The 25,656-nt window shown below is 44.0% G+C and carries 19 protein-coding genes and 1 tRNA gene; 7 read left to right on the top strand and 13 right to left on the bottom strand.

Annotated elements, in window-relative coordinates:
- Positions 1-161: 161 nt before the first annotated feature.
- From PODO_RS09770 to PODO_RS09760, 3 genes are read left to right on the top strand one after another with little or no spacing between them, the layout of a single operon-like run.
- On the top strand, positions 162-1,190 hold the full coding sequence (locus PODO_RS09770; protein WP_036679372.1) for a CobW family GTP-binding protein: 1,029 nt from the start codon (positions 162-164) through the stop codon (positions 1,188-1,190).
- Complete coding sequence (locus PODO_RS09765; RefSeq protein ID WP_038569780.1) at positions 1,187-2,176, top strand: permease; 990 nt, start codon at positions 1,187-1,189, stop codon at positions 2,174-2,176. Before PODO_RS09770 ends, PODO_RS09765 begins: the two co-directional genes overlap by 4 nt.
- Positions 2,177-2,226: 50 nt before the next feature.
- Positions 2,227-3,102 carry a TIGR03943 family putative permease subunit gene (locus PODO_RS09760; RefSeq protein WP_038569778.1) on the top strand — a complete coding sequence of 292 codons (876 nt, stop codon included), beginning with the start codon at positions 2,227-2,229 and terminating at the stop codon, positions 3,100-3,102.
- Here PODO_RS09760 and PODO_RS09755 read toward each other — a convergent pair.
- From PODO_RS09755 to PODO_RS09735, 5 genes are all read right to left on the bottom strand, one after another.
- The gene (locus PODO_RS09755) at positions 3,095-3,565 is read right to left on the bottom strand and encodes a NusG domain II-containing protein (RefSeq protein WP_244886456.1); all 471 of its coding nucleotides are present in this window, start codon (positions 3,563-3,565) and stop codon (positions 3,095-3,097) included. The genes PODO_RS09760 and PODO_RS09755 overlap by 8 nt on opposite strands.
- An 11-nt stretch (positions 3,566-3,576) precedes the next feature.
- A complete protein-coding gene (locus PODO_RS09750; RefSeq protein ID WP_038569776.1) occupies positions 3,577-6,681 on the bottom strand; it encodes a PAS domain-containing hybrid sensor histidine kinase/response regulator in 3,105 nt (1,034 codons plus the stop codon).
- Between the two features lie 205 nt (positions 6,682-6,886).
- Positions 6,887-7,444, bottom strand: a complete 558-nt coding sequence (locus PODO_RS09745; RefSeq protein ID WP_036679361.1) for a DUF2812 domain-containing protein — start codon at positions 7,442-7,444, stop codon at positions 6,887-6,889.
- Positions 7,441-7,770 (bottom strand): PadR family transcriptional regulator, encoded by a 330-nt coding sequence (locus PODO_RS09740; protein WP_036679357.1) that lies wholly within the window; start codon positions 7,768-7,770, stop codon positions 7,441-7,443. Before PODO_RS09740 ends, PODO_RS09745 begins: the two co-directional genes overlap by 4 nt.
- Before the next feature lie 786 nt (positions 7,771-8,556).
- Positions 8,557-8,640 (bottom strand) — tRNA-Leu (locus PODO_RS09735).
- Between the two features lie 238 nt (positions 8,641-8,878).
- On the opposite strand from PODO_RS09735, the gene PODO_RS09730 reads away from it, so the two are divergent.
- Positions 8,879-9,640, top strand: a complete 762-nt coding sequence (locus tag PODO_RS09730) for a methyltransferase domain-containing protein (protein WP_038569774.1) — start codon at positions 8,879-8,881, stop codon at positions 9,638-9,640.
- A gap of 91 nt (positions 9,641-9,731) precedes the next feature.
- On the opposite strand, the gene PODO_RS09725 is transcribed toward PODO_RS09730, so the two are convergent.
- A complete protein-coding gene (locus tag PODO_RS09725; protein WP_244886503.1) occupies positions 9,732-10,910 on the bottom strand; it encodes a CynX/NimT family MFS transporter in 1,179 nt (392 codons plus the stop codon).
- 285 nt (positions 10,911-11,195) lie between these two features.
- Here PODO_RS09725 and PODO_RS09720 point away from each other — a divergent pair, with 285 nt between their 5' ends.
- Entirely contained in the window at positions 11,196-12,911 is a 1,716-nt protein-coding gene (locus PODO_RS09720) for an ABC transporter ATP-binding protein (RefSeq protein ID WP_036679350.1), read from the top strand.
- Between the two features lie 339 nt (positions 12,912-13,250).
- Here the strand turns inward: PODO_RS09720 and PODO_RS09715 are convergent, their stop codons facing one another.
- Complete coding sequence (locus tag PODO_RS09715) at positions 13,251-15,566, bottom strand: endo-1,4-beta-xylanase (protein WP_052096931.1); 2,316 nt, start codon at positions 15,564-15,566, stop codon at positions 13,251-13,253.
- A 190-nt stretch (positions 15,567-15,756) separates the two neighbouring features.
- Between PODO_RS09715 and PODO_RS09710 the strand changes: the two genes are divergently transcribed.
- On the top strand, positions 15,757-16,344 hold the full coding sequence (locus tag PODO_RS09710; RefSeq protein WP_143758563.1) for a hypothetical protein: 588 nt from the start codon (positions 15,757-15,759) through the stop codon (positions 16,342-16,344).
- Between the two features lie 19 nt (positions 16,345-16,363).
- On the opposite strand, the gene PODO_RS09705 is transcribed toward PODO_RS09710, so the two are convergent.
- The 3 genes from PODO_RS09705 to PODO_RS09695 form a co-directional block, all read right to left on the bottom strand.
- The gene (locus tag PODO_RS09705; RefSeq protein WP_143760477.1) at positions 16,364-16,795 is read right to left on the bottom strand and encodes a hypothetical protein; all 432 of its coding nucleotides are present in this window, start codon (positions 16,793-16,795) and stop codon (positions 16,364-16,366) included.
- A 209-nt stretch (positions 16,796-17,004) separates the two neighbouring features.
- Positions 17,005-18,450 carry a DEAD/DEAH box helicase gene (locus tag PODO_RS09700; protein ID WP_036679344.1) on the bottom strand — a complete coding sequence of 482 codons (1,446 nt, stop codon included), beginning with the start codon at positions 18,448-18,450 and terminating at the stop codon, positions 17,005-17,007.
- Between the two features lie 86 nt (positions 18,451-18,536).
- Entirely contained in the window at positions 18,537-19,190 is a 654-nt protein-coding gene (locus PODO_RS09695; protein WP_036679342.1) for an HD domain-containing protein, read from the bottom strand.
- 352 nt (positions 19,191-19,542) lie between these two features.
- Here PODO_RS09695 and PODO_RS09690 point away from each other — a divergent pair, with 352 nt between their 5' ends.
- Positions 19,543-20,823, top strand: coding sequence for a histidine--tRNA ligase (locus PODO_RS09690; protein WP_305953504.1), 1,281 nt, complete (start codon positions 19,543-19,545; stop codon positions 20,821-20,823).
- 166 nt (positions 20,824-20,989) lie between these two features.
- On the opposite strand, the gene PODO_RS09685 is transcribed toward PODO_RS09690, so the two are convergent.
- From PODO_RS09685 to PODO_RS09675, 3 genes are all read right to left on the bottom strand, one after another.
- On the bottom strand, positions 20,990-23,023 hold the full coding sequence (locus PODO_RS09685) for a methyl-accepting chemotaxis protein (protein ID WP_038569767.1): 2,034 nt from the start codon (positions 23,021-23,023) through the stop codon (positions 20,990-20,992).
- Between the two features lie 196 nt (positions 23,024-23,219).
- Positions 23,220-24,209, bottom strand: a complete 990-nt coding sequence (locus tag PODO_RS09680; protein WP_052097453.1) for a bile acid:sodium symporter family protein — start codon at positions 24,207-24,209, stop codon at positions 23,220-23,222.
- 177 nt (positions 24,210-24,386) lie between these two features.
- Positions 24,387-25,340, bottom strand: coding sequence for a radical SAM protein (locus PODO_RS09675; protein WP_038569765.1), 954 nt, complete (start codon positions 25,338-25,340; stop codon positions 24,387-24,389).
- Between the last annotated feature and the right edge of the window lie 316 nt (positions 25,341-25,656).

Genomic DNA, 25,656 nt, shown 5'->3' with positions numbered 1-25,656 from the left:
ACACATCGTACACGGTTTATTCACAATCTGTCAACTATGATCTTGTAAAAATTTCAACTCTCTTAATTTTGTGGTCTTTCTGGTGGACAAATTACGTATAGATGGAATTATAAAAAATATGATTCTTGTAATTCCTAGAGAATCAGGCAGGAGTGGAGATCATGAAGATACCAGTAATTATTTTGAGCGGGTTTCTGGGGAGCGGGAAGACAACTCTGCTGTTGTCCCTGCTGAAAGAAAGCAAGGTAAGAGGGCTGAATCCAGGAGTAGTAATGAATGAACTGGGCAAACGGGATGTGGACGGGTATATTCTGCAGGAGCATACCGGTACAGCTGTAACTAAACTGCTGGACGGATGCGTATGTTGTAGCCGTAAAGAGGATTTGGCAGATAGCCTGATGGTGCTGCTGAGAGGACGTCCAGATGCCATTTACATGGAGTTGACCGGCGTCGCCGATCCTGAAGAAATCGCCAAAACGTTGCAGGAAACCCCTCTACAGGATCTGGTGGAGCTGCACTATACCATCACTCTGTTAGATGCGGAAAATGCTCTGGAATATAACAGCAGACTCTCCTCTGACAAACAGCTCGTTCGGACCCTGCGTAAGCAGCTCTCCACAGCTGATCTTATTGTCGTTAATAAAAGCGATCTCGTAGAGCCGGAAACCTTATGGAGAATTGAAAAGGGAGTTCGTAAACAAAATACGGAGGCTGAAATTGTATACACCCATTACAGTGAAATCAACCTGTCTCCGATATTGTCAGGAATAATCCCACGTAAAATTATAGCTCCGGCTCCACAGCGAGCGCCTCAAACCTTCAAAGGAGCATCACTGAAACAAATGCATTCAGAGCATGGGGGAACCGCTGTAAAAGAGCTGCATGAGGAGCAGCACGCTTCTTTCTCGCAGGTAACAGCCATCACGTTAACCATTCCGCAGGTAAGGACAACTATGCCTTCTAAAGAACGCCTAGAGGCCTTCTTCCAAGAATGGGGTGACAATCTATTACGTGCCAAGGGGCATATTCTTTTGTCCGAACAGGAGCCGGTTCAGCTTGTTCAATATGCGGGGATGCGTACTACCTGGGAAGCCTCTCGTTATCCTGGTATGCCTTATGTGGTGTTCATCGGGATGAATATAGATGAAGAACAGCTGGCAGATCGGTGGTCCGCCTTATTCGAGTTTTGACTACCTTTTCACCATTAAAAATACTGCCGTTGCTCCTCCCGATCTCGTTCCTGATTATCATTGGCTTTGTATGGCTGCCGAATCATCTGGAGCTGCTAGATAATGCATACATCGACACCTTCAAAACCGCTTTTATCGGCATATTGCTGGAAGCCTTGCCGTTTGTATTAGCAGGAGCATTGTTATCTTCACTGCTTCGCGTCTTTATCCCGGATGAAATGATTTCCCGGTGGATTCCGCGGCGACCTCTTCCGGCCATTCTGTTCGCATGTCTGCTCGGAATTATTTTTCCGGTCTGCGAATGTGGAATGATCCCGCTCGTCCGCCGACTTATCCATAAAGGTATGCCTGTTTACGTGGCTATCGTGTTTATTTTGTCCGGACCGATCCTAAATCCTGTCGTCTATGGGGCGACCATGACAGCATTTCGCAGCCACTCGGAGCTGGCCTATGCCCGTATGGGTCTGGCTTTTGTTGTAGCCTGTCTCATAGGTTTGATAATCTACGCAACGGTTAAAAAATCTCCCATCCGCCTAAATGTTCAACGTGAAACAGGGGAAGCTCATCACAATAATTCTCGTGGGGGAAAAATAGCCGCTGTCTTCGTCCATACCTCAGATGAGTTTTTTGAGATGGGAAAATATTTAATTATCGGTTGCTTATTAACCGCTGGCATTCAGACATTTATGGTTCAAGACAGTCTGGCTGCGATCGGAGCCAAGCCGCTGGGTTCATATTTTTTCATGATGGGACTGGCATTTGTGCTCTCACTTTGCTCCACCTCAGATGCCTTTGTAGCTTCCACCTTCGTACATTCTTTTCCATCTGGTGCTCTGCTCGCTTTTATGGTATTCGGACCGATGCTGGATTTCAAAAATTCATTGATGTTGCTCTCACTGTTTAAGACCAAATTCGCTCTTTATTTGTTCTTTCTGATCTTCGCAAGCGTGTTTATTGGGGCGGTATTCATGTCCTTGTGGCTGTAATTCATAGAGGTGGTAAGCTGTTGCTTACAACATGGGTAGGAGGATAGAGCATGAATGACTCTCGAAGCATCCGGTTTCACTATTTGTTAAGGGCGGTCATTCTGCTCGCTTTCGCCCTCTATATCGGGCATCTGGTACAGCAGGACGCTTTGCATTATTATGTAGCGCCCAAGCTGGCACGCTGGGTTCAATTATGTCCAATCCCGCTGACACTTATGGCGCTCAGTCTGGCCGTACAGGCTTTATTTGGCAAGGGTAGTGTTCTCTGTGACTGCGAGCATCGGCTTCCACATTCTTTTTTCAAAAGTACAGCGCTATATGGATTATTCCTTTTTCCACTGCTGCTCGGATTTCTCCTTCCGGATCGCGCTTTGGGAAGTATGGCCGCTGCTAAAAAAGGAATCTCCCTATCCTCCTTGCCCACTGAAGCTAAAAATTCCGCGAGATTCGAGTCCATTGATCCTTACCATGAGGAGCTTACCGAGCTGGCCAAGATCCTTTATGCACAACCTGTGGTCCCAGTTTATTCAGCGATTTTCTCCGAAACCTTAGGTGCCCTTGAGATGTACAAACAACAATTTGCAGGCAAAGAAATTACTATTTCCGGCTTTTTATATCGTGATCAAGGTGAACATTCAGAGAATTCTTTTGCCATAGGTAGATTTCTGGTCCAATGCTGCACTGCCGATGCTACACCCTTTGGGATATTAGTGGATTCCGGCAAACTAAAAAGCCTGCCTACCGATACCTGGATAGAGGTCCGGGGCAAGCTTCAAGTTGTTCCCTATAAAGGTCAAGAAATTATGCAAATTAGTGCTGAGTCTATTACACCTATCAAACAACCCGCAACACCTTACATTTACACCAGTCCTGACTCTATCACCGCATGGAAAGAGTTAGAAGGTTCAACTAAGATTACTAAATAATCGCATCTAGCTCATCCTCATCATTCTCAGACTTATTAGGATTAAATACTTCTACCATAATACGGGCTGGAATACAAATAATTTGCTGTTTGGGTCTTGAGATGAACCCCATTTCCAAAGCAATTCTTAGGGGAGCATCAGAATAGGTCATTTGGATTCCATAATCAAACACCTTTAGCGTATTGTGGCCGAATTTCGTTTGAATATCTATAATTTGTTCTTCTTTAGTCAAAGAAACGGTTTTGTACTCTTTACCGTCCACCGTAATTATAGCTTTCAAATCCCCTTGCTGATACTGCTCATTGCTGCTGTCCCACCACTTCATGCCATAAATCAAGCCCGCAGCTAACAAGGCTATCACAATAATTAAAATATCCCCGCGCTTCATTGTTAACAAGGTAAGAGTCCTTTCATGACAAATAATATACGTAATGATTACGATTAATATCAATATATTAATCATAACCCTATTTGTCAATGATGCTCACCTAAACGAATTTGGGCAGACCATTCTCTTAATACCCGGTCGAGCTCTTTAATCGAGATGGGTTTAGAAATGAAATCCTGCATTCCAGCACTAAGACACATCATCTTATCTTCATCTCTTGCAAAAGCTGTAGCCGCAATGATAATTGGAGTCAGCCCAAGCTTCTCACGTATGATTCCCGTTGCTTCAATTCCATCCATAATAGGCATCTGAATATCCATAAATACCAGATCATAATGATTGGAAAGCACAGCCCGAACCGCTTCCTCACCATTTAAAGCGATGTCAGGAACATATCCCCTCTTTTTCAGATAAGCCTGCATAAGCTGCTGATTCACAGGATGATCTTCAGCAATAAGAATGGACATCGGTCCATACTCACCAGTAGTTAACTCTTTAACAGCAGATTTATCATTTCTGACCACATCTGTTGAGGCGTTAACGGTCACTTTCTGATCCCATTCCTCTTTGGGTAGAGAGACCTCCACTGTAAAATAAAACTCCGAGCCTTCATCCTCACAGCTATTGACACCGATAGATCCGCCAAGAAGCTCGGCCAGCTTTTTACTTATGGCAAGTCCAAGCCCAGTTCCACCATATTTACGATTGATCGACGGATGCAATTGCGAGAAGGATTGAAATAATAAACCTTGGCTGGAAACTGGAATCCCCAATCCTGTATCTTTTACGATAAATTTCACGATAAGATTTCCGGATGCCTCTGAAGCTTCTAACATAACAGAGATACTGATTTCACCTGTCTCCGTAAATTTCACTGCGTTCCCAACCAGATTTACGAGAATTTGACGCAATCTCGCCCCATCAGTCATGATGACGGCTGGAAGCTCAGGAGATAGCTCGCTAGTAAGTAAAAGCCCTTTCTCCTTAACCTTCGGATAAAACAGTTCACAAACGTTCTGTATCACTTCATGCAAATCCACCATTTGTAGTTCAAGCGTCATCATGCCTGCTTCAATTTTGCTGAAATCCAGCACTTCATTCAGAATATGAAGCAATGCCTCACCGCTTTTGTTAATGATCTGTGTGTAGTAGCTTTGCTCTTCATCCAGCTCCGTCCCAGATAAAAGATCAGCCATCCCAATAATGCCGTTCATAGGCGTGCGCAGCTCATGGCTCATGATCGCTAGAAACTCCGATTTTGCCCGGTCCGCTTCCTCGGCAGACTCCTTCGCCCGCACAATCTCCTTCTCCTCCGTAATATCTCGAAAGACGACAACCGCCCCAATCCGTTCATCACCATCAAACAGTGGGGTCATTCGATATCTGACTAAAAAGCTTGAACCATCCTGCCTCCAAAACACACCCTCCCTATCTTCAATAGTGAGATTACTGGAGCGTGAAGGAAGCAGCGTCTTCTGAATTCCTGTAAAAGACTCGTTATCCAGCCAGGTTTGGTGAATCGCATGAAATTTGCTGTTTCCCCACTCAGTAGGATCGAATCCCAACATAGTAATGGCTGCTGGATTAATGAACATCGTGTTGCCTTCAAGGTTCATCCCAAATATGCCTTCAGAGACCGAATTCAAGATCAGCGCATACTCGTTACTTAATTTCTGTATTTCTTCAAAATGACGCGTACGTTCCCCAATGTCGCGAGTTACACAGACAAGCTCCTGATTCCCGCAGGTCTCAGAGTAAATATACCGCAGAGTCGTTTCTGTCCAAATAAAGGTTCCGTCTTTGCAAAAAAACCGGAGAATAACAGGCTCAAGCTTCTTCCCTTCCATACAATTGCTGAGATATGAAGTTAATTTGATTCTGTCCTCCGGATGTATGTAATCAATCCCTCTAGTTCCGCACATTTCTTCTGGTGCATAGCCAAACATAGTCTGGCAGATGGGTGAGGCATACAGATAGGTAAAGCTCCCGTCCGCTGCATTACGTGAAATGAAGTCCATAGAATTTTCTGAGATCAGACGATAGTTCTGCTCACTTTCCCGCAGTTGTTCTTCCATTCGTTGACGTTCGGTCACATCCTGGGCTATCCCGCTGATCTGCAGCAGTCTTCCTTCTTCATCTGTAATCACTTCCCAGTGCACATCCAGAAACTTCAGCTCTCCATCCGCACTATGAATACGGACCGTTGCTTCGCCATTAGTCCCATTCTCCATGGATTGATGTACTAACTGTTCAAGTCTGATGAAATCGTCAGGATCAATGCAAGCAAAAACACGTCTGTAATCAAAATAAGAATGATTGCTCTCATCTTCCAAAAAGCCAAAAATATTACGCATCTCTCTGGAAACCGTCAGCCGTGATTTTGTCATATCCCATTCCCAGGATCCCATCTTCGCAAGGTGTTGAGCTTTAGCCAGCATATCCTCGTATTTCTTGCGCTGAGTAATATCGCGACCAATGGTTAATATCTGTTTAATGTTCCCCTGCTCATCACGTACCACTTGGGAAGAACTCTCGATCCACAAATAATGTCCATCTTTATGACGGGCTCTACGAGTAAATACGTCCGTATCCGAATATAGCTTGCCTTGTTCAATCATCTCAAGAGCATCATCTACGTGATAATACTCGGGTCTTTTGGTACCTATCATTTCTTGTGCAGAATAACCTAACAGCAGCTCCACTGAGGGAGATACGTAGTGCAGTGTTCCGTCAGGATCGCCAAAAGAAATCATATCCGGTGTATTTTGCGTGATCAAATTATATAAATGCTCATCTTCCTGAATCTTCTGTTCAGCAAGTTTTCGGTCAGTGATATCCGTTAACTCAGAAATCAGGACATAGGGTTCACTGGAATTCTCCTGATAGATTAAAAATATATGTTGGGCTACCCAGATGATTTCGCCATCCTTACGCAAAAACCGCCGTTCTTTCTCCAATGCAGTCCCAGGCTCAGCTAGCAGATCGTTCAGGATAACGGAATGATCGTTATTAGTTTTATCTTCCGGATACACAAGATCCAGATAATTTATATTCAAAAGATCTTCTTCTGCATAACCAAACATTTGGCATAGCGCAGGATTCGATTGTAATAACGTCCCATCCTTCGGAGAGACTACCGCAATCCCGATAGAAGACCGTAAGTATAGCTGCTTAAAAAGAAAATCAGACACCTGTAAGCCTCCTCTTTTGAAAATGGGGGACTATATTAACAAACTTGTAATAATTTCAGTATACCTTTTTTTCGGTAAATAAGCTTGATAGTTGAGTCCTAAATGATAGACTGGTAAATTTCGCAGTAAAACTGCGCAAAAATAAACAGCAAGTCTCCCTTTGAAAAGGAAACTTGCCGTGTGTGCATGTTACAACTCTAAAGTCCTATTCTATTATCAAATTTTCCAGCTGAAGCTTCTTAATTTTCTTACGGATAGGTGCACCAATAATTAAAAAAACAAGACCTAACAAAATCAACATTCCGCCCATTATTACGTTTACTATACTGAGATCCTGTGATGAAAAAGAATAATTTATTACACCAATCATCACATTAAATAGACCTAAAATCAACTCTAGCCACATTACAGATTTCCATAACCTGTTGATTCGCTTATAGTGTTTTATTCTGGATTCCAGATCTGTGTAAATATCAAACGGACCTTCTCCCGACTTCTTTCTAAGGTAAACCCAGCGCATGTAAGTACTAACACAATCTATACCGTTTTCCTCTAAAAACTTGAGATATTTGATGCTATCCGGATGATCAGGCATGTTATCTAAAAGCTCAATTCTATACGTGTACTCATTATTGGGGGTCTCTGTAAACACATATTTGCACCAAGATAATTCTGATAGAGCCATCCCCTTCGCAGACATTTCATTAAGCCACTTTTCTTCCTTCTCATAATCCCAAATCAGCTTGCGAACCACATGTTTCATTTGGACTCACCTCCAGCTATTCTCTTCCCATTCGCTATCAATTCTTCCAGACGGATAATCTCTCCCTGAATCACTGACTTTCCTAAGTCGGTAATTTCGTATTCTTTTCGACGGGAACCTTGCTCCCCTTCCACTGCTTTTATCCAGCCTTTTTCCAGTAAAGTGTTAAGTGCTCCGTATAAAGTGCCCGCGCCCAGATCAACCCGACCGTTACTTAAGTCCTTCACATTCTGCATAATTGCGTATCCGTGCATTGCTGTATATAGAGACAATAAGATATAAAATACAGCTTCAGTTAATGCGCCTCTTTCTGTGCTTTCAGGCATCATTTCATCCCCATTCTATTACTGTTGTCGATATATCGGCTTCCGTAATACCATTATTACGGAAGCCGATATAATTGTCAATACAAAAACACCCATTTTATTCTTCGCAGCGATTATGAGCGCAACAAAAAAACCGCCCAGCACTTAGCTAAGGACGGATTTGGGGGCGTTGCTATTTGACGGATGGATGGTCTCCGCATGAATGCTGCTGATTAGATCGACGCTGTTTATTTGCACGAAAACTAATTTATTTGCATGCAAGACTGATTCATCTACTTGACTGCCGCTCATCTGGATGACCGCTACTCAGCAGCTAGATACTCCCACCGTGCCAACTATTCCTTCCTCATTATGATGTATGAGACTGAGATGCCGCTATTTCTGAAAAATAGCGAGTTTCAGCTTACATTCGGACTCAGATGCAGTATTCGTCTCCAAACACTCGCTTTTCACACGATTCCTTAGCAATAAGAGCTATGCAGTCCGAAACCCCTGTAAAATGTGCCAAATATCAATAATAACGACCATACGGTCCGTTAGTTTAACACCGTTCACCTAGGTTCCGTTTATGGACCTAAAGAACACCATGCGCTCTGGCGGTGACTGTATTTAGAGATAGTTTCGTTAATTTGTTTGAGAACGCTGAGATTCATCAGTTGGATGCTATTGATCTACATGACTGCTGCTCAGCTACATAATTGCTAATTTAGCTATATGATAATTGCAAATAAAAAAGCCCCCAAATCACCATAGGAGCGAATTTAGGGGCTTTCTATTAAGCTATGATGCGGTCAAGAGGACTCGAACCTCCACGATATTGCTACCACTGGCACCTGAAGCCAGCGCGTCTGCCAATTCCGCCATGACCGCGTATTATGTAACTGGCGACCAAAACCGCCTGTACATAATACTATACTCCCTTTGCATATAAAACGCAAGGTTTTTGTATTATTGAATTGGGCTATATATAGACCTCATAGGCACAACCAATCAATATTATTCAGTTTATATATTTCTATTATAAGATCTCATATGGTACAACATAGATAAAGTATGGCGTTATGACGGAGATGTCTGAATAATCTATCAATAGAAAGGATGAATACTTATGAACCAGCAGTGGAATACCCAAACCTATGATACTGATATGGCCTTTGTGTCTCAGTTTGGAGAGTCTTTGATTAAGCTGCTTCGCCCACAGCCTGGCGAACAGATTATCGATTGGGGCTGTGGAACCGGAGATTTGGCGGCAGCCATTGCTGCTAGAGGCGCCACTGTGACAGGTATTGATGCCTCTGCCGAAATGATTCAGACAGCCCGTGACAAACATCCCCATCTAAGCTTTGTCTTAGCTGATGGGCAAACTTATGTCGCGGAACAGCCAGTCGATGCTGTGTTCAGCAACGCTGCCCTTCACTGGCTAACAGACGCAAACGGAGCGGCGGCGTCCATCGTTGCCAGCTTGCGGGTAGGCGGCCGTTTCGTGGCCGAGTTCGGTGGACTGGGCAATATTGCTTCCATCGTCGCTACACTTCCACAAGCTTTTGCAGCCATTGGCTGTAGTCATAAGCTGCATTTGCCCTGGTACTTCCCCAGCATTGGCGAGTACGCAACTCTACTAGAGAAGCACGGACTGACCGTGGACCTCGCTCTTTGTTTTGACCGGCCAACACCACTGGAAGGCTTGGAGCAAGGATTTCAGCGGTGGTTGAATACTTTTGCCGATGGAATCTTAAGTGTGCTCACACCCATTGAACGCGCAGAAGTTCTCTCTTCTATGGAACAGAAACTGAAACCCACGCTATATCAGGACGGCCGCTGGGTAATGGACTATCGTAGAATCCGGGTTGTTGCTTACAAACGAAGCTAATATAGATGAGAATTACTGCCCATGTTCAATAATCAAAAAAAGAGTGCACTGGCGCTTAGTACGCGTTAGTACACTCTTTTTACACGGGATCCTATTTTCTATCTCCAACGTACCGATCACTGCCAGCACCAAGTCCGACAACCATCAACAGCACACTTGCACCCAGCAGTAAAATCAATGGCACCGTCCAGCTGTTCGTTACATCATGCAGCCAGCCGAATAATGCCGGTCCCATTGCTGCCAGTACATAACCCACAGATTGGGCCATTCCTGACAGCTCCGCCGCTTCTTGCGTGCTTCTTGTTCTTAGACTGAAGAACATCATCGCAAGACCGAAGGCAAATCCCCCGGCAATACCAAAGCATATCGCCCATACAGCCATTAAAGCGCCGCTGCCTTGCCAGATGCCACCTAATGCGATGAAATAAAGAACAGCAGTGATTATAACTAGAATACGTTGGTTTTTCATCCGGCCTGCCCACAGCGGTACGAAGAAAGTAAAGGGTAGCTGTGCCAATTGCATGAGCGAGAGAAACCAACCCGCATTACTCGACGACATTCCCCGTTCACCGAGGAGAACCGAAAACCAGGCAATAAAGACGTAATAAAGCAGTGACTGTAAGCCCATAAAGATCGTGACTTTCCAAGCAAGAGATGAACGCCACATATTTTTGCTTGAGGCTGCACTCTTAGAGCCGGTTCCTTGATTAAGCTTACGCATTTGCGGAATCCAGAACACTGTTGCTAGAGCTGCGATCATAAACCAGATGGCCAAGGTCCCTCTCCAACCGAATCCAGCATTCGTTGCCAGCGGTACACTAATTCCTGAGGCAATAGCTGCGCATAAATTCATAGAAACCGTGTAGATACCTGTCATTAGCCCGATTTTGTGAGGAAACTTCCCCTTAATAAGACCTGGAAGCAGGACATTACACACGGCAATAGATAATCCAAGTATAGCAGTACCTGTGAACAACAGACCTGCTCCAGATCCCGAGCGAATTAGAATTCCCATAGCCAGCATGACCATGGCAACTAATAACACATTAGCCAAACCAAAACGGCGGGCCAGCTTTGGAGCAAACGGGGACAAGATGGCAAAAGCTAATAATGGTAAAGTAGTAATAGCTCCCGCTAAAGTATTGGATAAGCCGAGGTCATCCTGAATCAATTGTATTAATGGACCCACAGAAGTAAATGGAGCCCGCAGCGCTGCAGCGATAAAAATAATTCCCAGCACAAGCAGCCAGCGATCATATTTGCTATCCATTAAGCTATTATTCTGAATCTGTCCTTCGCGTTGTGATGCTTTCATCGTGTATCCTCCTAAATTACAAACAAATAACCCCGCCAAGCAGAAAGCTTGTCAAGGATCTGAAATATTTAAACACTATGAACCATCATCTACTATTCTATTAGAAGTTACAACCCTTAAGTAATTTTATACCCGAATTATTGACAAAACCGCTGGCCATCTTTAGTATCCATATCATCGGGTAGTTGAGAATTAATTTCAATTGGACTCATATTTAAACCACAGAAAAGAGTGAACAGAATGCTTCGAAGGTTTTTTTCCTACTATCGTCCGTATAGAAAACTATTTATATTGGATTTCTCCTGCGCTGTTTTTGCGGGACTGCTAGAACTGGCTTTTCCGGTAGCCGTCAATAAATTTATTGATGATTTACTTCCTGGTCAAGATTGGCCGCTTATTCTTATCGCTTGTGTTGCGCTGCTGGCGATTTACGCCTTAAATACAGTGATGCAGTATATTGTCACTTACTGGGGTCACATGCTGGGCATAAATATCGAAACTGATATGCGCAAAAAAATGTTTGACCATATTCAGAAACTCTCGTTCCGATTCTTTGATAATAATAAAACAGGCCATCTAATCGGACGAATCACCAATGACTTAAATGATATCGGCGAAGTTGCGCATCACGGTCCTGAGGATGTATTTATTGCAATCATGACCCTTGTCGGAGCCTTTCTCCTAATGGCTGATATTAATCTGAAGCTGGCGATCATTACTTTTATTATCGTTCCAATTATGGCTTGGGTAATCATCTACTTCGGGCGCAATATGACTTCCACTTATCGTCAGCTATTTGGAAATGTAGGCAGTTTCAATGCCCGTATCGAAGACAATGTCGGTGGGATTCGGGTCGTGCAATCTTTTGCCAATGAGCAGCATGAACAAGAACTATTCGCAGTAGATAATCAAATGTTCCGCAAAACAAAACTTCTGGCTTATAAAATCATGGCTAGAAGCTTGTCCGTCAGCTATATGATGACCCGCCTCATTACCATCCTGGTGATGATCTGCGGCGCATGGTTCTTCATCAATGGCGAGCTGCAAATCGGTGAATTTGTGGCGTTTATCTTGTTGTCGAATATCTTCTTCCGCCCTATCGAGAAAATCAATGCAGTGATCGAAAGTTATCCTAAAGGAATTGCCGGCTTCAGACGTTATCTGGAGATCATTGACACGGAACCTGACATCAGTGACAAACCGGATGCCGTGGAGATCAACGCTTTGCGCGGTGATATTACATTCCAGGATGTATCTTTTGGATACGAAGAGAATCGTCCGGTTCTGCAAAATATAAGCCTTAACGTAAAGGCTGGCGAAACCATTGCCTTTGTTGGACCGTCCGGCGCAGGTAAAACAACAATCTGCAGCCTGCTTCCGCGCTTCTATGATGTCACAGCCGGGGCCATCACGATTGATGGCATCGATATCCGTGACATGAAGCTGGAATCGCTGCGCAAACAAATCGGGATCGTGCAGCAGGATGTTTTCCTGTTCTCCGGGACAATTCGCGAGAATATCGCCTATGGGAAACTGGATGCAAAGCTGCCTGAAATCTGGGAAGCCGCGCGACGTGCTCATCTGGAGGAGCTCATTCAGAATCTGCCAGATGGAATGGAGACAGTCATCGGGGAGCGCGGTGTGAAGCTGTCCGGTGGACAAAAGCAGCGCCTGGCTATCGCTCGCATGTTCCTCAAGAATCCGCCGATTCTGATTCTGGATGAAGCTACTTCCGCGCTGGACACAGAGACCGAAGCCGCGATTCAGCAATCCCTGGCTGATCTATCCGTAGGCAGAACCACACTCGTCATCGCTCACCGTTTGACGACGATCAAAAATGCCGACCGGATTATGGTCGTGAATGAAGAAGGAATCGCTGAACAAGGCAGACATGAAGAATTAGTCCATGCTGGTGGAATTTACAGCCGTCTGCATCAGGCGCAATATAACTTTTAAAAAGTAATTTGCCACAGCTGGGCAAAAATGAAGCAAGCCTAGTCACCATGTTTTTGGCGACTAGGCTTGCTTTTTCGCGTAACTCCTCTATTTGCAGCAAACGTGATGCTTGATTAAGGAATTCCTCCCTGATTTTCTTTGGTTTATTGCTCTAATCCTTGCAATCAGGGAAAACCTCCCGCAGATTCACCCCAATTTGCTCATAATAGTGGAATTCAGGCGATATTTAGGGAGGATTTCCCTGATAAGCTAAGTAACCAGCATAAATCAGCTATTTTCAGGGAGGTTTTCCCTAAAAATTAAAAACGGCACAATTAAAGCTCAGTTCCCCTAGTTTCGCTATTGCGGCTCTGTTCCCCATACCAGCACTCCGTTCCGATAAAGGGTCACCTTGTTCCAATCCGCATAAGCGGTCTGAAGTGAATTAAACGAATAATCATTGGCCTCGTTAAAATTGCTCCAATCTGTCTTGTGTATCCGGGTCTGAATATCCCCGGAAGCACCTCCAGCTGCAAGCATGCCCGCACCTGCGTTGAATTGTACTTCCAAGTAGTAATCTGCTCCCGTTCGAGGCGTGTCCAGCTTTACAAAACTGCCTGCTACCTTGCTGTTGCCGATCTGGGCATAATCGCAGAAAAAGGATTGCGCCTTGTCTCCATCGATCGTATACCAGTAACGGATGCTCAGCTCGCTAAGATCGACTGCAGTTGTGCCGTTATTTTTAATATTAAAATAGGGCTTCATCTGGTTGTCATTTGGGTTAGTATCCGCTGTCCGATACGCCACTGCAAGCCCGGTGACCGGTTCGACAGGCCCCGAGCCTTGCGGTGTAGCCATCGCTTGTACAGAATTGCTGCTCGTACCCGCACTATTGACAGCATTCACAACATAATAATAAGTCGTTCCGTTGCTAACGGCCGCATCGCTATAGCTCGTCCCGGTAGCCGTAGTCAGAGTGGTATAAGGGCCACCACTCGTAAGTGACCGTTTCACCGTATAGGAAGTTGCGCCCGCCGAGGTGCTCCAGCTAAGATTCACGAGCCCATTGCCTGCAGCTGCATTCAAGTTAGCAGGAGCAGCTGGAACTACGGGAGCTGCCACTGTCTCCAATACGGACCAGTAGGCCGGCTTAGATTGAAGGCGCTCATCAAATAATAAAGGCCAATTGTTGCGGGCTACCGGATAAGTGCGCAGCCAAGTATTACTGTCATCCTTCCCCCAGAGAGTGACATTCGTGACCGTATCCGTGTGCCTCAGGAAGATCTCAAATAATGATTTGTATAAAGCCGCTTGGCGCTGCTTCAAATGATCAGGGAAGGTCTCATAGGCTTGAGAATTATCAGAATACACACTAATATCCAGCTCAGTAATATGAGTTTCCAGCCCTAAAGCCTTGAACTTGATAATCGAATTTTCGATTTCAGAGAGCGAAGGATAATACAAGCTGATGTGCGTTTGATGCCCTACTCCGTCAATAGGAACCCCTTTAGCCTGAAGTCGTACAATCAGATTGTATAGTGCTTGGCTTTTGGCTGGCTCATGCGTATTGTAGTCATTGATGAACAGTTTTGCGTTAGGATCAGCTTCATGAGCGAACTGGAACGCCTTCTCAATATACTCTTCACCCGCGATCTGGTACCACAGGCTGCGGCGCATGCCATCAGATTGCGAAGTGTCAATCACTTCGTTGACGACATCCCAAGCATAGATTTCACCTTTATAACGTTCCATAACGGTCTTAATATGACTCTTCATCCGCTCATATAACACCGTTTTGGAGACCAAATTACCACTGGCGTCACGGAACACCCAATCCGGTGTCTGCGAATGCCAGACCAGGGTATGTCCACGTACCTGCTGCCCATTTGCGGTAGCAAAAGCTACTGCCGTGTCAGCGTCAGCGAAATTAAACACACCTTCCTGCGGCTCCGTGCTGTCCCATTTCAGAACATTTCCTGGCGTTACACTATCAAAATGCTTGGATAACAATTGCCGATCCGGAGCTGTCAGCAGCTCACTATTCGTAAAAGCCGAGCCGATCAGAAATTTGTTTGCAAACACATCCTTCAGCGAAGGAATCGCATCCTCGATGACAATTGGACCGAGATCCGGTAGCTTTTCCAATCGAAAATCATCCAAATAAAAAGAAGTTGTCGCGCTACCCGGCACTTCAAAATAAATAGAAAGTTGATCTGCCGGCTCCAATAGCTTGTACTGCGCCTGAAGCTTCACCCAACCGTTCGCTGTCACTGCACCAAAGGTCAAATTGTCATAATGAATGGTAGAAGGTAATGTCCGCTGCAATGACATATAGATATTCGCGTTAGATGATCCGGCAGGCAGCTTCACCCATCCAATAAACACATAAGTTTGTCCCACTTCTAGCTGGCTAGTCACATCCAGTGAAGGTCCATGCCACGTTTTTGTTCGGCCGCTTACCTCCAGGCCATATGTGCCGCTGCGTGCCGCATCTGTTTTGGCCGTAAGCACCTCAACTTCCCCACGTCCACTCCAGCCCTGAACAGTACCATCTTCAAAATCGCTTTGCTGAATAAGCGTGTTCTCCGCATGTGCGGGTGCAGCCCAATACACAGGTACAAGCAAACATAAAACCAAAACAAAATTAAGCGCTTTCAAAAAAGTTCCTTTTTTCATCGCTTCGATTCTCCCTTCTGAATTAGGTTCGAACCTTATTGCTTCGTTTCTTCCTGTCCCCGATACCGCTCGGGCCACACCACCTTCCTCATAAAAAAATCAGAGCCTATCCTCAGGAGGAACCAAGCTAGGCAGGTCATCCGTGAAGTATGGGCTCTATATCGCCATAATATCACATTTGTTTCCATTTATGGAACTAAAATTAATTATTTTCGATCTTATTTTACTTAAGCTGAACGGATCTGCGTTATCAGATCCGTTTAGCGTCGAAAAAACCCAAGAGACGACACCATTATGGTGTTGTATCTTGGGTTACATAATATGCTGGCTGAATGTACGGGAGTTCTACCGTTCATTTCGGCGTTTCCAGCTGGATCAACGCATTGTACGGGATTTCTACCGTTCATTTCGCCACTTCCAGCTGGATCAGCTCATTGTACGGGAGTTCTACCGTTCATTTCGCCATTTCCAGCTGGATCAGCTCATTGTACGGGAGTTATACCGTTCATTTCGCCACTTCCAGCTGGATCAGCTCATTGTACGGGAGTTCTACCGTTCATTTCGGCGATTCCAGCTGGATCAGCGCATTGTACGGGAGTTATACCGTTCATTTCGCCACTTCCAGCTGGATCAGCTCATTGTACGGGAGTTATACCGTTCATTTCGGCGTTTCCAGCTGGATCAGCACATTGTACGGGAGTTATACCGTTCATTTCGCCACTTCCAGCTGGATCAGCGCATTGTACGGGAGTTCTACCGTTCATTTCGGCATTCCTAGTATGTACAAGAAAATTATGCTAGTCAGCTATTGATTTTTCTTTCGTTACTATCATGATCAATAGTAAAAAAATCAAAACTAGTTGAATACCTAAATATATTATAGGGAAAAAATAAATAAGACTTATCTGATCAAAGTCAGGCTTCATATCAAAAAACCTTAAATCAACAACCCCTGAACCTCTAGACTCTTTTCCTTGTAATTCTTTTAAATAAAATAGAATTCTCGTGCTAGGAACAATACTAATAACTAACCAAGAAATGTTGTACCTAAGCTTTTGCGTCTTTAAAGCTATCTTGCAAGACACATTCAGAAGAATTATTGGTGCTGCATACATTATAAACATTTGTTTTACTACTTCTACTTCCAACTTCCCCGTTTTCATTCCCAAAAGGTAGATAATTATTAAATGTAAGAAAATAACAATGGTAACTTGTAGGATTGCTTTCATCCTTGTGCTTCTAGATTCAGCTTTCAATCTATCACCTCTCACAAGTTATATTCTAATTTCTATAATTTCACAACGAAAACATAGAAATGCTGAGATAAAACAACAAATTAAAGAAGGAGCCGTGTAGTGAACACGACTCCCTCTTCCTATAAACCGCATCAGTAGCGGCATATTTGCAAGGAGCTTAGCAATAAGCTGTCATCCTTGATTTATTTTTTCGCAATATGAACCTTCAGCTGCTTGCCCTTTACGGTGGTCTCTCTCATCGCTTGCAGCACCATTGCGCCTTTACCGTTCAAAATATCCACGTAGGTCACATTGTCCTGAATCGAGATAATCCCGATATCTTCGGCGGAAATACCTTCAAGCTTTGCTATTGTGCCGACAAAATCCACGGCTCTTAGCTTCTTTTTCTTGCCGCCGTTGAAGTATAGCTTCATAATCTCTTTGTTTAAGCTTTCGCTTTTGTCCTTTTTGCGGACAGGCTGCTTATTGATCTTCTGCTCGAACGCTTCCTTTGCGTAGGCAACTGCGTCGTCCGAAGGAGCTTTCATATGCGGAATGCTGAAGCCAATATAGCTTTCAATTTCAGTTACCCACTTCTGCTCATTCGGAGTGACAAAAGTGATCGCTTTACCCGTCTTGCCTGCACGCGCGGTTCTGCCTGTACGATGCACGTAGCTTTCTTTTTCCAGTGGAATATCGTAATTAATCACATGGGTGATATTCTCGATATCAATCCCTCTAGCCGCCACATCGGTAGCGATTAAATAGCGGAATTGCCCTCTTTTAAAAGCATTCATGACCTCAAAGCGCTCATCCTGCTCCATACCCCCATGGATCTTATCACAAGGATATTCCAGATCCGCCAGTCCTCTGAATACAGCATTCACCTGCTCCTGCGTACGGCAAAAAATAATACAGCTATCCGGATTCTCCACCGTTATGATATCGCTTAGCAAAGAGAATTTGGCAGCTTGTCTCACTTCAATCAACGCATGTTCAATCGTAGCCGTCGTAATTCCACTTGCCTGAATCTCGATATCCGTTGGATCGTTCATATATTTTCGGCACAAATTCTTAATGACTTCGGGTAAGGTAGCTGAGAATAACATGGTTACTCGTTCTTTGGGCAGCTGCTTGATGATCTTCTCGATCTGCTCAATAAAGCCCATGCTCAGCATTTCGTCAGCTTCATCGATGATCAAATATTTGATTCGATTTAGCGGAAGTGTGCCTCTTTCAATATGGTCAAATACGCGTCCAGGCGTACCTACGACAACATGTGTTTTTTGCGTAAGCTCTATCTTTTGGGGGGCAAAGGGCTGCTTGCCGAAAAGAGCAACTGCCTTAATCCGTTTAAAACGTCCGATGTTCGTAATATCCTCTTTCACCTGCATCGCAAGCTCTCGAGTTGGCGTAAGAATCAAAGCCTGCGGCTTATTCTCCACCCAATCCACCAGATCGCAAAGCGGAATACCATAAGCTCCGGTCTTGCCACTGCCTGTTTGCGATTTCACAATCAGATCCTTTTGCTGCAAAGCCACAGGAATTACCTTGCTCTGTACCTCCGTAGGTGTCATAAATTTCAGAACATCCAGTGCTTTAATTATCTCTTCGTCTAACTCATAATCTCTAAATTGCAATTCACTCATCGTTCAACCTCTTCTATGCCGATTGTTCTGGTTAAAGCGGAAACTCCGCGATCCTTCCATCTTGTGCATACTTATCATTATAACAGTTATTGGCGTCCTTGATTCCATTCCTTATAGAACTGGTCCAGAAAATTCAACATGAAATCATGCCGTTCTTCCGCTAACTTGCGTCCATAAGCCGTATTCATTAAGAATTTTAGTTTCAACAGCTTCTCATAAAAATGATTCACAGCCGTCCCCTTGCTATAATCCCTGTATTCCTTCTGCAGCGACTCCTCGCGTGGAGCCACTTCTGGATCATAAGCCGGACGTCCCTTTGCACCTGAGAAAATAAAGGTTCTGGCAATGCCAATCGCGCCAAGTGCATCTAGTCGATCTGCATCCTGCACCACTTGACCTTCCAGAGTCTGCATAGGTTCTCCTCCACCACCACTAAAGGACATCGTTTCAACGATCAGCATGATATGACGAATTTGCTCCTCCTCTGTAAGGTTTGCCGTGAGCCAAGTGTGGACTTTAAGCAGACCTGCTTCTTTTGACGGATTAAGCTTCTCGTCTGCAACATCATGCAGCAAGGCTGCCATCGTACAGATAAACACATCCGCACGCTCGATCTCAGCAATTTCACATGCCGTGCTGCGGACCCGATGGGTGTGCCACCAGTCATGACCCGTAGTATCTTGTCCCAGTTGTTCTTTAACAAATTCTTCCGCCCGGGCTATTATTAAAGGTTGATTCATCGTCAACAAGCTCCCTTCGCCTATGAAATATCGAAGCCCTATTATAGCTGATTGCCTGTCCATTCGCCTACTAAAAATCTTCGTTATAACAAATTCTTACTTGCACGACTCCAAATGATCCGCTATAATCGGCAGTAATCAAAATGTCGAAGGGAATTGATTCTGATGAACACCATAACAATCATGCTGAATCAACTTCATTATTATCACAAACAGCGTTAGCAACCCTGAATTTCTCAGGGAGGCTAACGCTACTCGCGTTGGCCTCCCTGCGGCATAGATCACGCGCAGGACCATGAGGTCCTGCGCGTTTTTTTATTCTCTAAACTATGCCAATTCAAAGGAGCTACTAATGATGCAAAACATTAAAGGAACTTATGATTACTTCGGAAAAGAGCAGGCGCTCAGAAAGAACATTCAAAATACGCTGCAGGATTTGTTCGAACTCTATGATTTTGAATCCATGGACACCACATTATTAAATGAACTGGATTTATTAACCTCGAAATATGCAGGTGGGGATGAAATTCTCAAGGAGATGTACCAACTCACCGATCAAGGCAACCGCAAGCTGGGCTTACGATATGATCTGACCATCCCTTTTGCCAAAGTGATCGCTTTAAATCCTGGAATAGAGTTTCCCTTCAAGCGTTATGAGATCGGAAAAGTATTCCGTGATGGTCCCGTGAAACGTGGGCGCCTGCGTGAATTTCTGCAATGCGATGTTGATGTCGTTGGTATTTCAGGACCTGAGGCGGAAGCTGAATTGATGCAGCTGGCCACAGAAGCTTTTCGCAAGCTGGATATCCCGATCATCCTAAAATGGAACAACAGACGTTTTCTCGGTGAGATTCTGGAATCGATTGGTGTACCTGCTGAGGACCAGCTGTCCGTTATGCTAACCTTGGATAAATTAGAAAAAATCACCCTCAGCGGCGTGAAAAATGAATTGATCAGCAAGGAAATCAAACCTACAACCATCACTGCTATCCTAGAGCTTATCGAAACGGACAATCCAAGCTTTGAGCAGTTATGCGAAAAATATAGTCTTACCGGACAACCGGGAGCGATGGAGGTTCTTGTCCTGCAAAAGCTGCTCCAAGACATTCAGCTGCAACAGACTTGTCGTTTCGATCCTTTTTTGTCCCGCGGGCTTTCTTTCTACACTGGAACCGTCTACGAGATCTTTGATGCATCCGGCTCCTTTACCTCAAGCTTGGGTGGTGGAGGCAGATATGACGCTATCATCGGACAGCTGGTGGGCAGAGAGGATATTCAATATCCTACGGTTGGCTTATCTTTTGGTATGGAGTCTATCATGGCGCTCCTTGCAGAACGTCCTATCCAAGAGCACAAGACAGCAGAAGTTATGGTCATTCCGATTGGCGAGACGCTCCCACAGGCTTTAATTGCAGCCGCCGAGCTCCGTGCCTGTTCTATCCGAACCACTCTGGTATCCGGTAAAAGAAAACTTAAAAAGCAACTCGCCACAGCCTCATCCAAAAAAATCCGTTACGTTATTCTGATCGGCGAGAGTGAATCCAGTGTGGATAAGGTGCGGCTGAAGGATATGAAGGAACAAACAGAGGTTATAGTTCCATTAGATGAAGCCATCTACCTTATTACTGGCTAAACTACTGCCTGATATTCTTTTAGAAAGATTCGCATAAAAAAAAGACCCCGCCGGCGACCGGCGGGGTAAAGTCTATATATAAGGGAGGTTATACATGTACTATAACCCTGCAAGCTTAATATTTTATGAAAAAGAGATAAGGATTCCCTTAATTCTTTTCAAACCCTTAGATCTTAAACTTATCTACTAACCCCTGAAGCTCTTTGGCACTTTGAGTATTTTCATCGGCCATAGTAACCTCCAGGAATGTTTTTTCCACGATATCCGCCGTTTTCACCGCGATATCCTGAATCCCTATAGCTCCTTCGTTTACTGTAGCAGCTACTTCATTAACGGCAACATTAATACTTGATATGGCCATACTCAAATGATCGGCTGCGCTCTCGAATTGTTTTAACAGCGTATTTACAGTAGCAGCATCACTGTTGTATTGCTGACTTACCTCAGTTAATCGTTCATAATCTGCTAGAACATTCTGGTCAATAAAAGAAAGTAATGCCTCAGAATTCTCCTTCATGGATTCAACAGAGGAATATACACCTGTTACCACACCTTGAATTCCAGCCGCAATCTTAGACGATTTCTCAGCCAACTTCCGAATCTCACCAGCTACAACCGCAAAACCTTTACCTGCCTCACCCGCTCTTGCCGCTTCTATAGCTGCATTCAGGGCCAGCAGATTGGTCTGACTGGCAATGGATAGAATCGTATCTGTCAGTACATTAATCTCTGCAATCGCGCTCGACTGCTCAATCGCTTTTTCCATATCGATTCGCACGGATTCATAAATTTGTTTAGCATTCGTCGTAGATTCTGTTGCCTCATCTTGGAGAGTCAGCGCCCGCTCACTAATTTGTCTAGAAACGGCAGCGCCTTCCTTCACATTATTGGTGATCCCGGATACATTGTTATCAATTTCAGTAATTGCTGCTGTCATTTCCTCTGTGGAGGCTGCGGTCTCTTCCATACCTGCCGATAGCTGCTGCGTAGTCGCTGAATTATCGTGGGCATTTTCCCGCACATCTATAGACAGCTTCTCCAGCGTTTCTGCATTTTCAAGCACTTTGGACGAGATCGTAATTAAGCTTCCAGCCATCTCACGAAGTGTAGCCCGGGTGCGGAACATCGCTTTGGCGATCGTCCCTGTTTCATCTTTGTTTTTAGTCAAATACTCATACTCTGAGTCATGCGTCAAATTCAATTCTGCCGTTTTATTAATCATGTCCGTTAGTTTAACAATCGGAGAAGAGATTTTTTTAGCAAAATAAAGAGCAATCAGCAAGGCAATAATCAAACTTCCCACACCAAGAAATAAGTTGAAATTTCTCATATCAGTGACAGGTTTCACGATTTCATCAAGGTCTGCGGTTAATACAAGCAACCAGTGCGTCTCAGGCAAAACTGTATAGGTAGATTTTTTTTCCACACCATTATATGTATTATTTAGCAGGCCATCCGCTACCTTCTCACCAGATTTCACACGCTCCATAACAGCTGCGATCTGCGTATTCTCAATAGGCTGACCAATTTGTGTTTTATCCGGATAATATAATTTATTGCCGTTCTCATCCAGTAAATAAGCGTAAGAGCTCGTCGTGTTTACCACTTTGGTATCGGCCAAATACTTAATCATACTATCTGCGGAAACAGCTGAAGCAATAAATCCAATCATCTTTCCATTACTCTTTACGGGCTGTACAAAAGCCACTACATAAGCTCCTGTAGATTTTGATTTCAGCGTTTCACTGATCACAGGCTCAGCCGTCTCCATTACTCTTTTCGTATAATCTCTTTCACTAAAATCTGTCCCTATAAGCTTAGTATCACTGTCAGCCACACTAATACCTTTCATATCACTGACAAGAATGTGCTCAAGGTTCCCTGCTTCCTCCACAATGCTTTGAAGACTGGCGTTCACCTCATTCTGAAGCTTATCACCTTTGCTAACTCCACCATTCCCAGCTTGCAGCAGTAGATCAACAATTTCCGAGCGGCTCGCAATAAGCTCTGTGCTTCTCTGCTCTTTTGCTATCATGGCTGATATGGTCTGAGCTTTGTTCGTATTGACCTGCTTCATAGAATTCTCAGTAAGATTCACAATCGCCTGAGTTGATTTCAAATACGTAAATATCCCCATTACAGAAATACATAAAAGGGTCACACCTATCATAACAAGTGATAACTTTAGGCGAATCTTCATATTCTTTTCATCCTTCCGACTCCTTGTTCATTTGCGAACAATGAAATTGTAAATAATACAATTACTATCGGGTGGCAAAGTTGAATAGTGAATATAAATCGCGCAAAAATAAGAAATATATCATAAAATGTCGAAAATTTTCATGTAAATGAATAAAATATCACAGCTTTTAGGTCATATATCCTTCACAAACCGGCTAACAAGACCTATCATCTGTCCTAGAAGAAGCAGAGGGTTCTATCTGAGAGGCAGTATTCACTTGCATTAATGCACCCTCACTTAACAGTCGTTTAGTTCTACTACGTAAAAATAGACCAGACATCGCAGCGAGTATTTGTTGGAACAACATCCCCGAAATTACTGGAAGCGCGACAGCAGGAGGAAAATATTTCACTGCTAATACAGCTCCCGCACTTAAATTCCGCATACCCGAATTAAACTGCACCGCCACGGAATCTTCATAACTAAAGCGGAAACGGCGTGACACCAAAGCTCCGATTACATAGCCAAGCACAACGGTTATGAAGGTCACTCCAATTATGATCGCTAATTTGCCATCCGGATGTTTCAGATAACGGGCAATGCTGGCCCCATTAATAGAAACAACTACAAATAATCCGACTTTAACAAATGGAGCAAGCGGCGGTCCACATACCGTATTGACTTTCCCTTTTGTCCATTGATTCAGCAGCATCCCAACTACAGAAGGAATGACTACCATCCATAGCAGCCCTTTCATCATATCACCTAGCTGAATTTCCACACTCGCTCCCATCAGCAAATATAAGGTACCCGGGACAACAATTGGCGACAAGAGCGTATCAATCAGAATAAGGGCTAATGTCAATGCAATATTTCCTCCGTACATCGACACCCATACCACACTTACAACACCTGTAGGAATCGCGAACAGCAATACATAACCAGTCACTGTATATGGATCTCCCGGAAAAAAAGCCATGGCTGCAAGCCAGCCGATCAGCGGCATTACAATATGTAAAATTACCATTAGAATAATCAGCTTCTGGGGTTTCAGAAGTACCCCTAGCAGGTCCTTTAGGTTGGACTTCAAGCTACCGATCAGCGTCATTACAGCGAAAATCCAGGGCACGAGACCTGTGAACGGCAGCAGTCTGCTTTCGTTAAGCACACCGACCACGATGGCTGTGGGTGTTAATAACGGCATAATCTTTTCTAGAACAACATTAGATTTGATAAGTCCATTTCTTATATTAGCAAACACTTGGCAGTACACCTTATGTATGAAGCTCATACATTCCTTATCTGTGTTTTTTATTAAGTCTACCATAAAAAATAGGAACCAATTCTTAAATTGGTCCCTCGAAGTAATCTATATAGAGTGTTAAACTTCTATGCCTTGTGGAAACAATGCATCCAGCGCTGGGCAAGGTTGCTTATCCAAAAACTGTGCCAATGGCGCTGGCATATTATTGTATAAATCTTTTAGTGAAGTTCCTTGATAAATGTTGCCGATAATCACCGGATGGCAAAGCTCTGAAATCAAAATGTCGCCATTTCCATGCAAATGAAGCTGCTTCTTCCCCTCTATACAGTGAGGAAAATACACACCCGGCTGCTCTTCGAACCCAAGGGCGTCCATAAAGCGGTCCATGCAGGTGAAATACAGAATCGTATCTTCTTTCTTCCGTGCGATCAGCTCACTCACTGCATTCTTTAATTGTTCCCGCGCAGCAATCGACTTCCACCCTGTATGATCCATGATAATACTGTTCTGAATTTCATGTGTGCGCACGCCCATTGCGTAGACATGATCGCTGATCTCCTTCATATTATCCTGGGTTTCACTGAACAGCAGCGTCTCCAGCACAGTATCTACACTTGTTGCGGCGAACAGGGTAATATTTTCTCTTATTTTCTCATAAATGCTTGGATGAATATTATAATATTTTGAGAAAGCTTCCGCAGTAGTAAAATTGAAGGAAATATGTATGGTCGTTAATCCTGCGGAAACCAATTGGCCAATTCGTTCAGCATTTAAAAGACTGCCGTTGGAATTCAGTTGTGTCTGAATCCCTCTGGATGCGCAGTAGGTTACAATTTCCACACAGTCATCGAACTTCAGCGTCACTTCTCCACCTGATAAACGTACTCTTTTAAGGCCTGGAAGTTCGTCCAGAATGCGGATGACCTCTTTGGCTTTGATGCTTTGTCCATCATTTCTATTATATGCACAGCAATAATCGCAGCGGAAATTACAGTTCGAAGTTACCCCTATTTCTAACCCTTCCAGCTCATAAGTAAGCGGTTTGTCGAGCTCTAATGCTTTATATCTCATACTCTAAAGTCCTCCTGAAAAATAATGAATTTAGTTCAAAAGTTCAACCTTAGAGATTATATAGGTTTATAGCTTAGGTTAATGTGAGTTTTATAACATTCGAGTGTACGGTTTGATTAACGAATACTGATCTGCCGCTGCTTATTTCCAGATTTCTATGATCTCACTTGATAAACGAGTCCATTGAACAACACTCAAATTTTCACCATAATCGTAGTCGGAAGCGCATGCGTAATCACTTTCAGATACGCGTAGTAACCTGTAACGGACTCCAGTGCACCTATTGACCGAAAAAACGCCCAATAAGTGCCTTTTG

The organism is Paenibacillus odorifer (assembly GCF_000758725.1).
In the GTDB taxonomy this organism is placed as follows: Bacteria; Bacillota; Bacilli; order Paenibacillales; family Paenibacillaceae; genus Paenibacillus_AQ; species Paenibacillus_AQ odorifer.
This window is presented reverse-complemented; position numbering and strand designations above follow the sequence as displayed.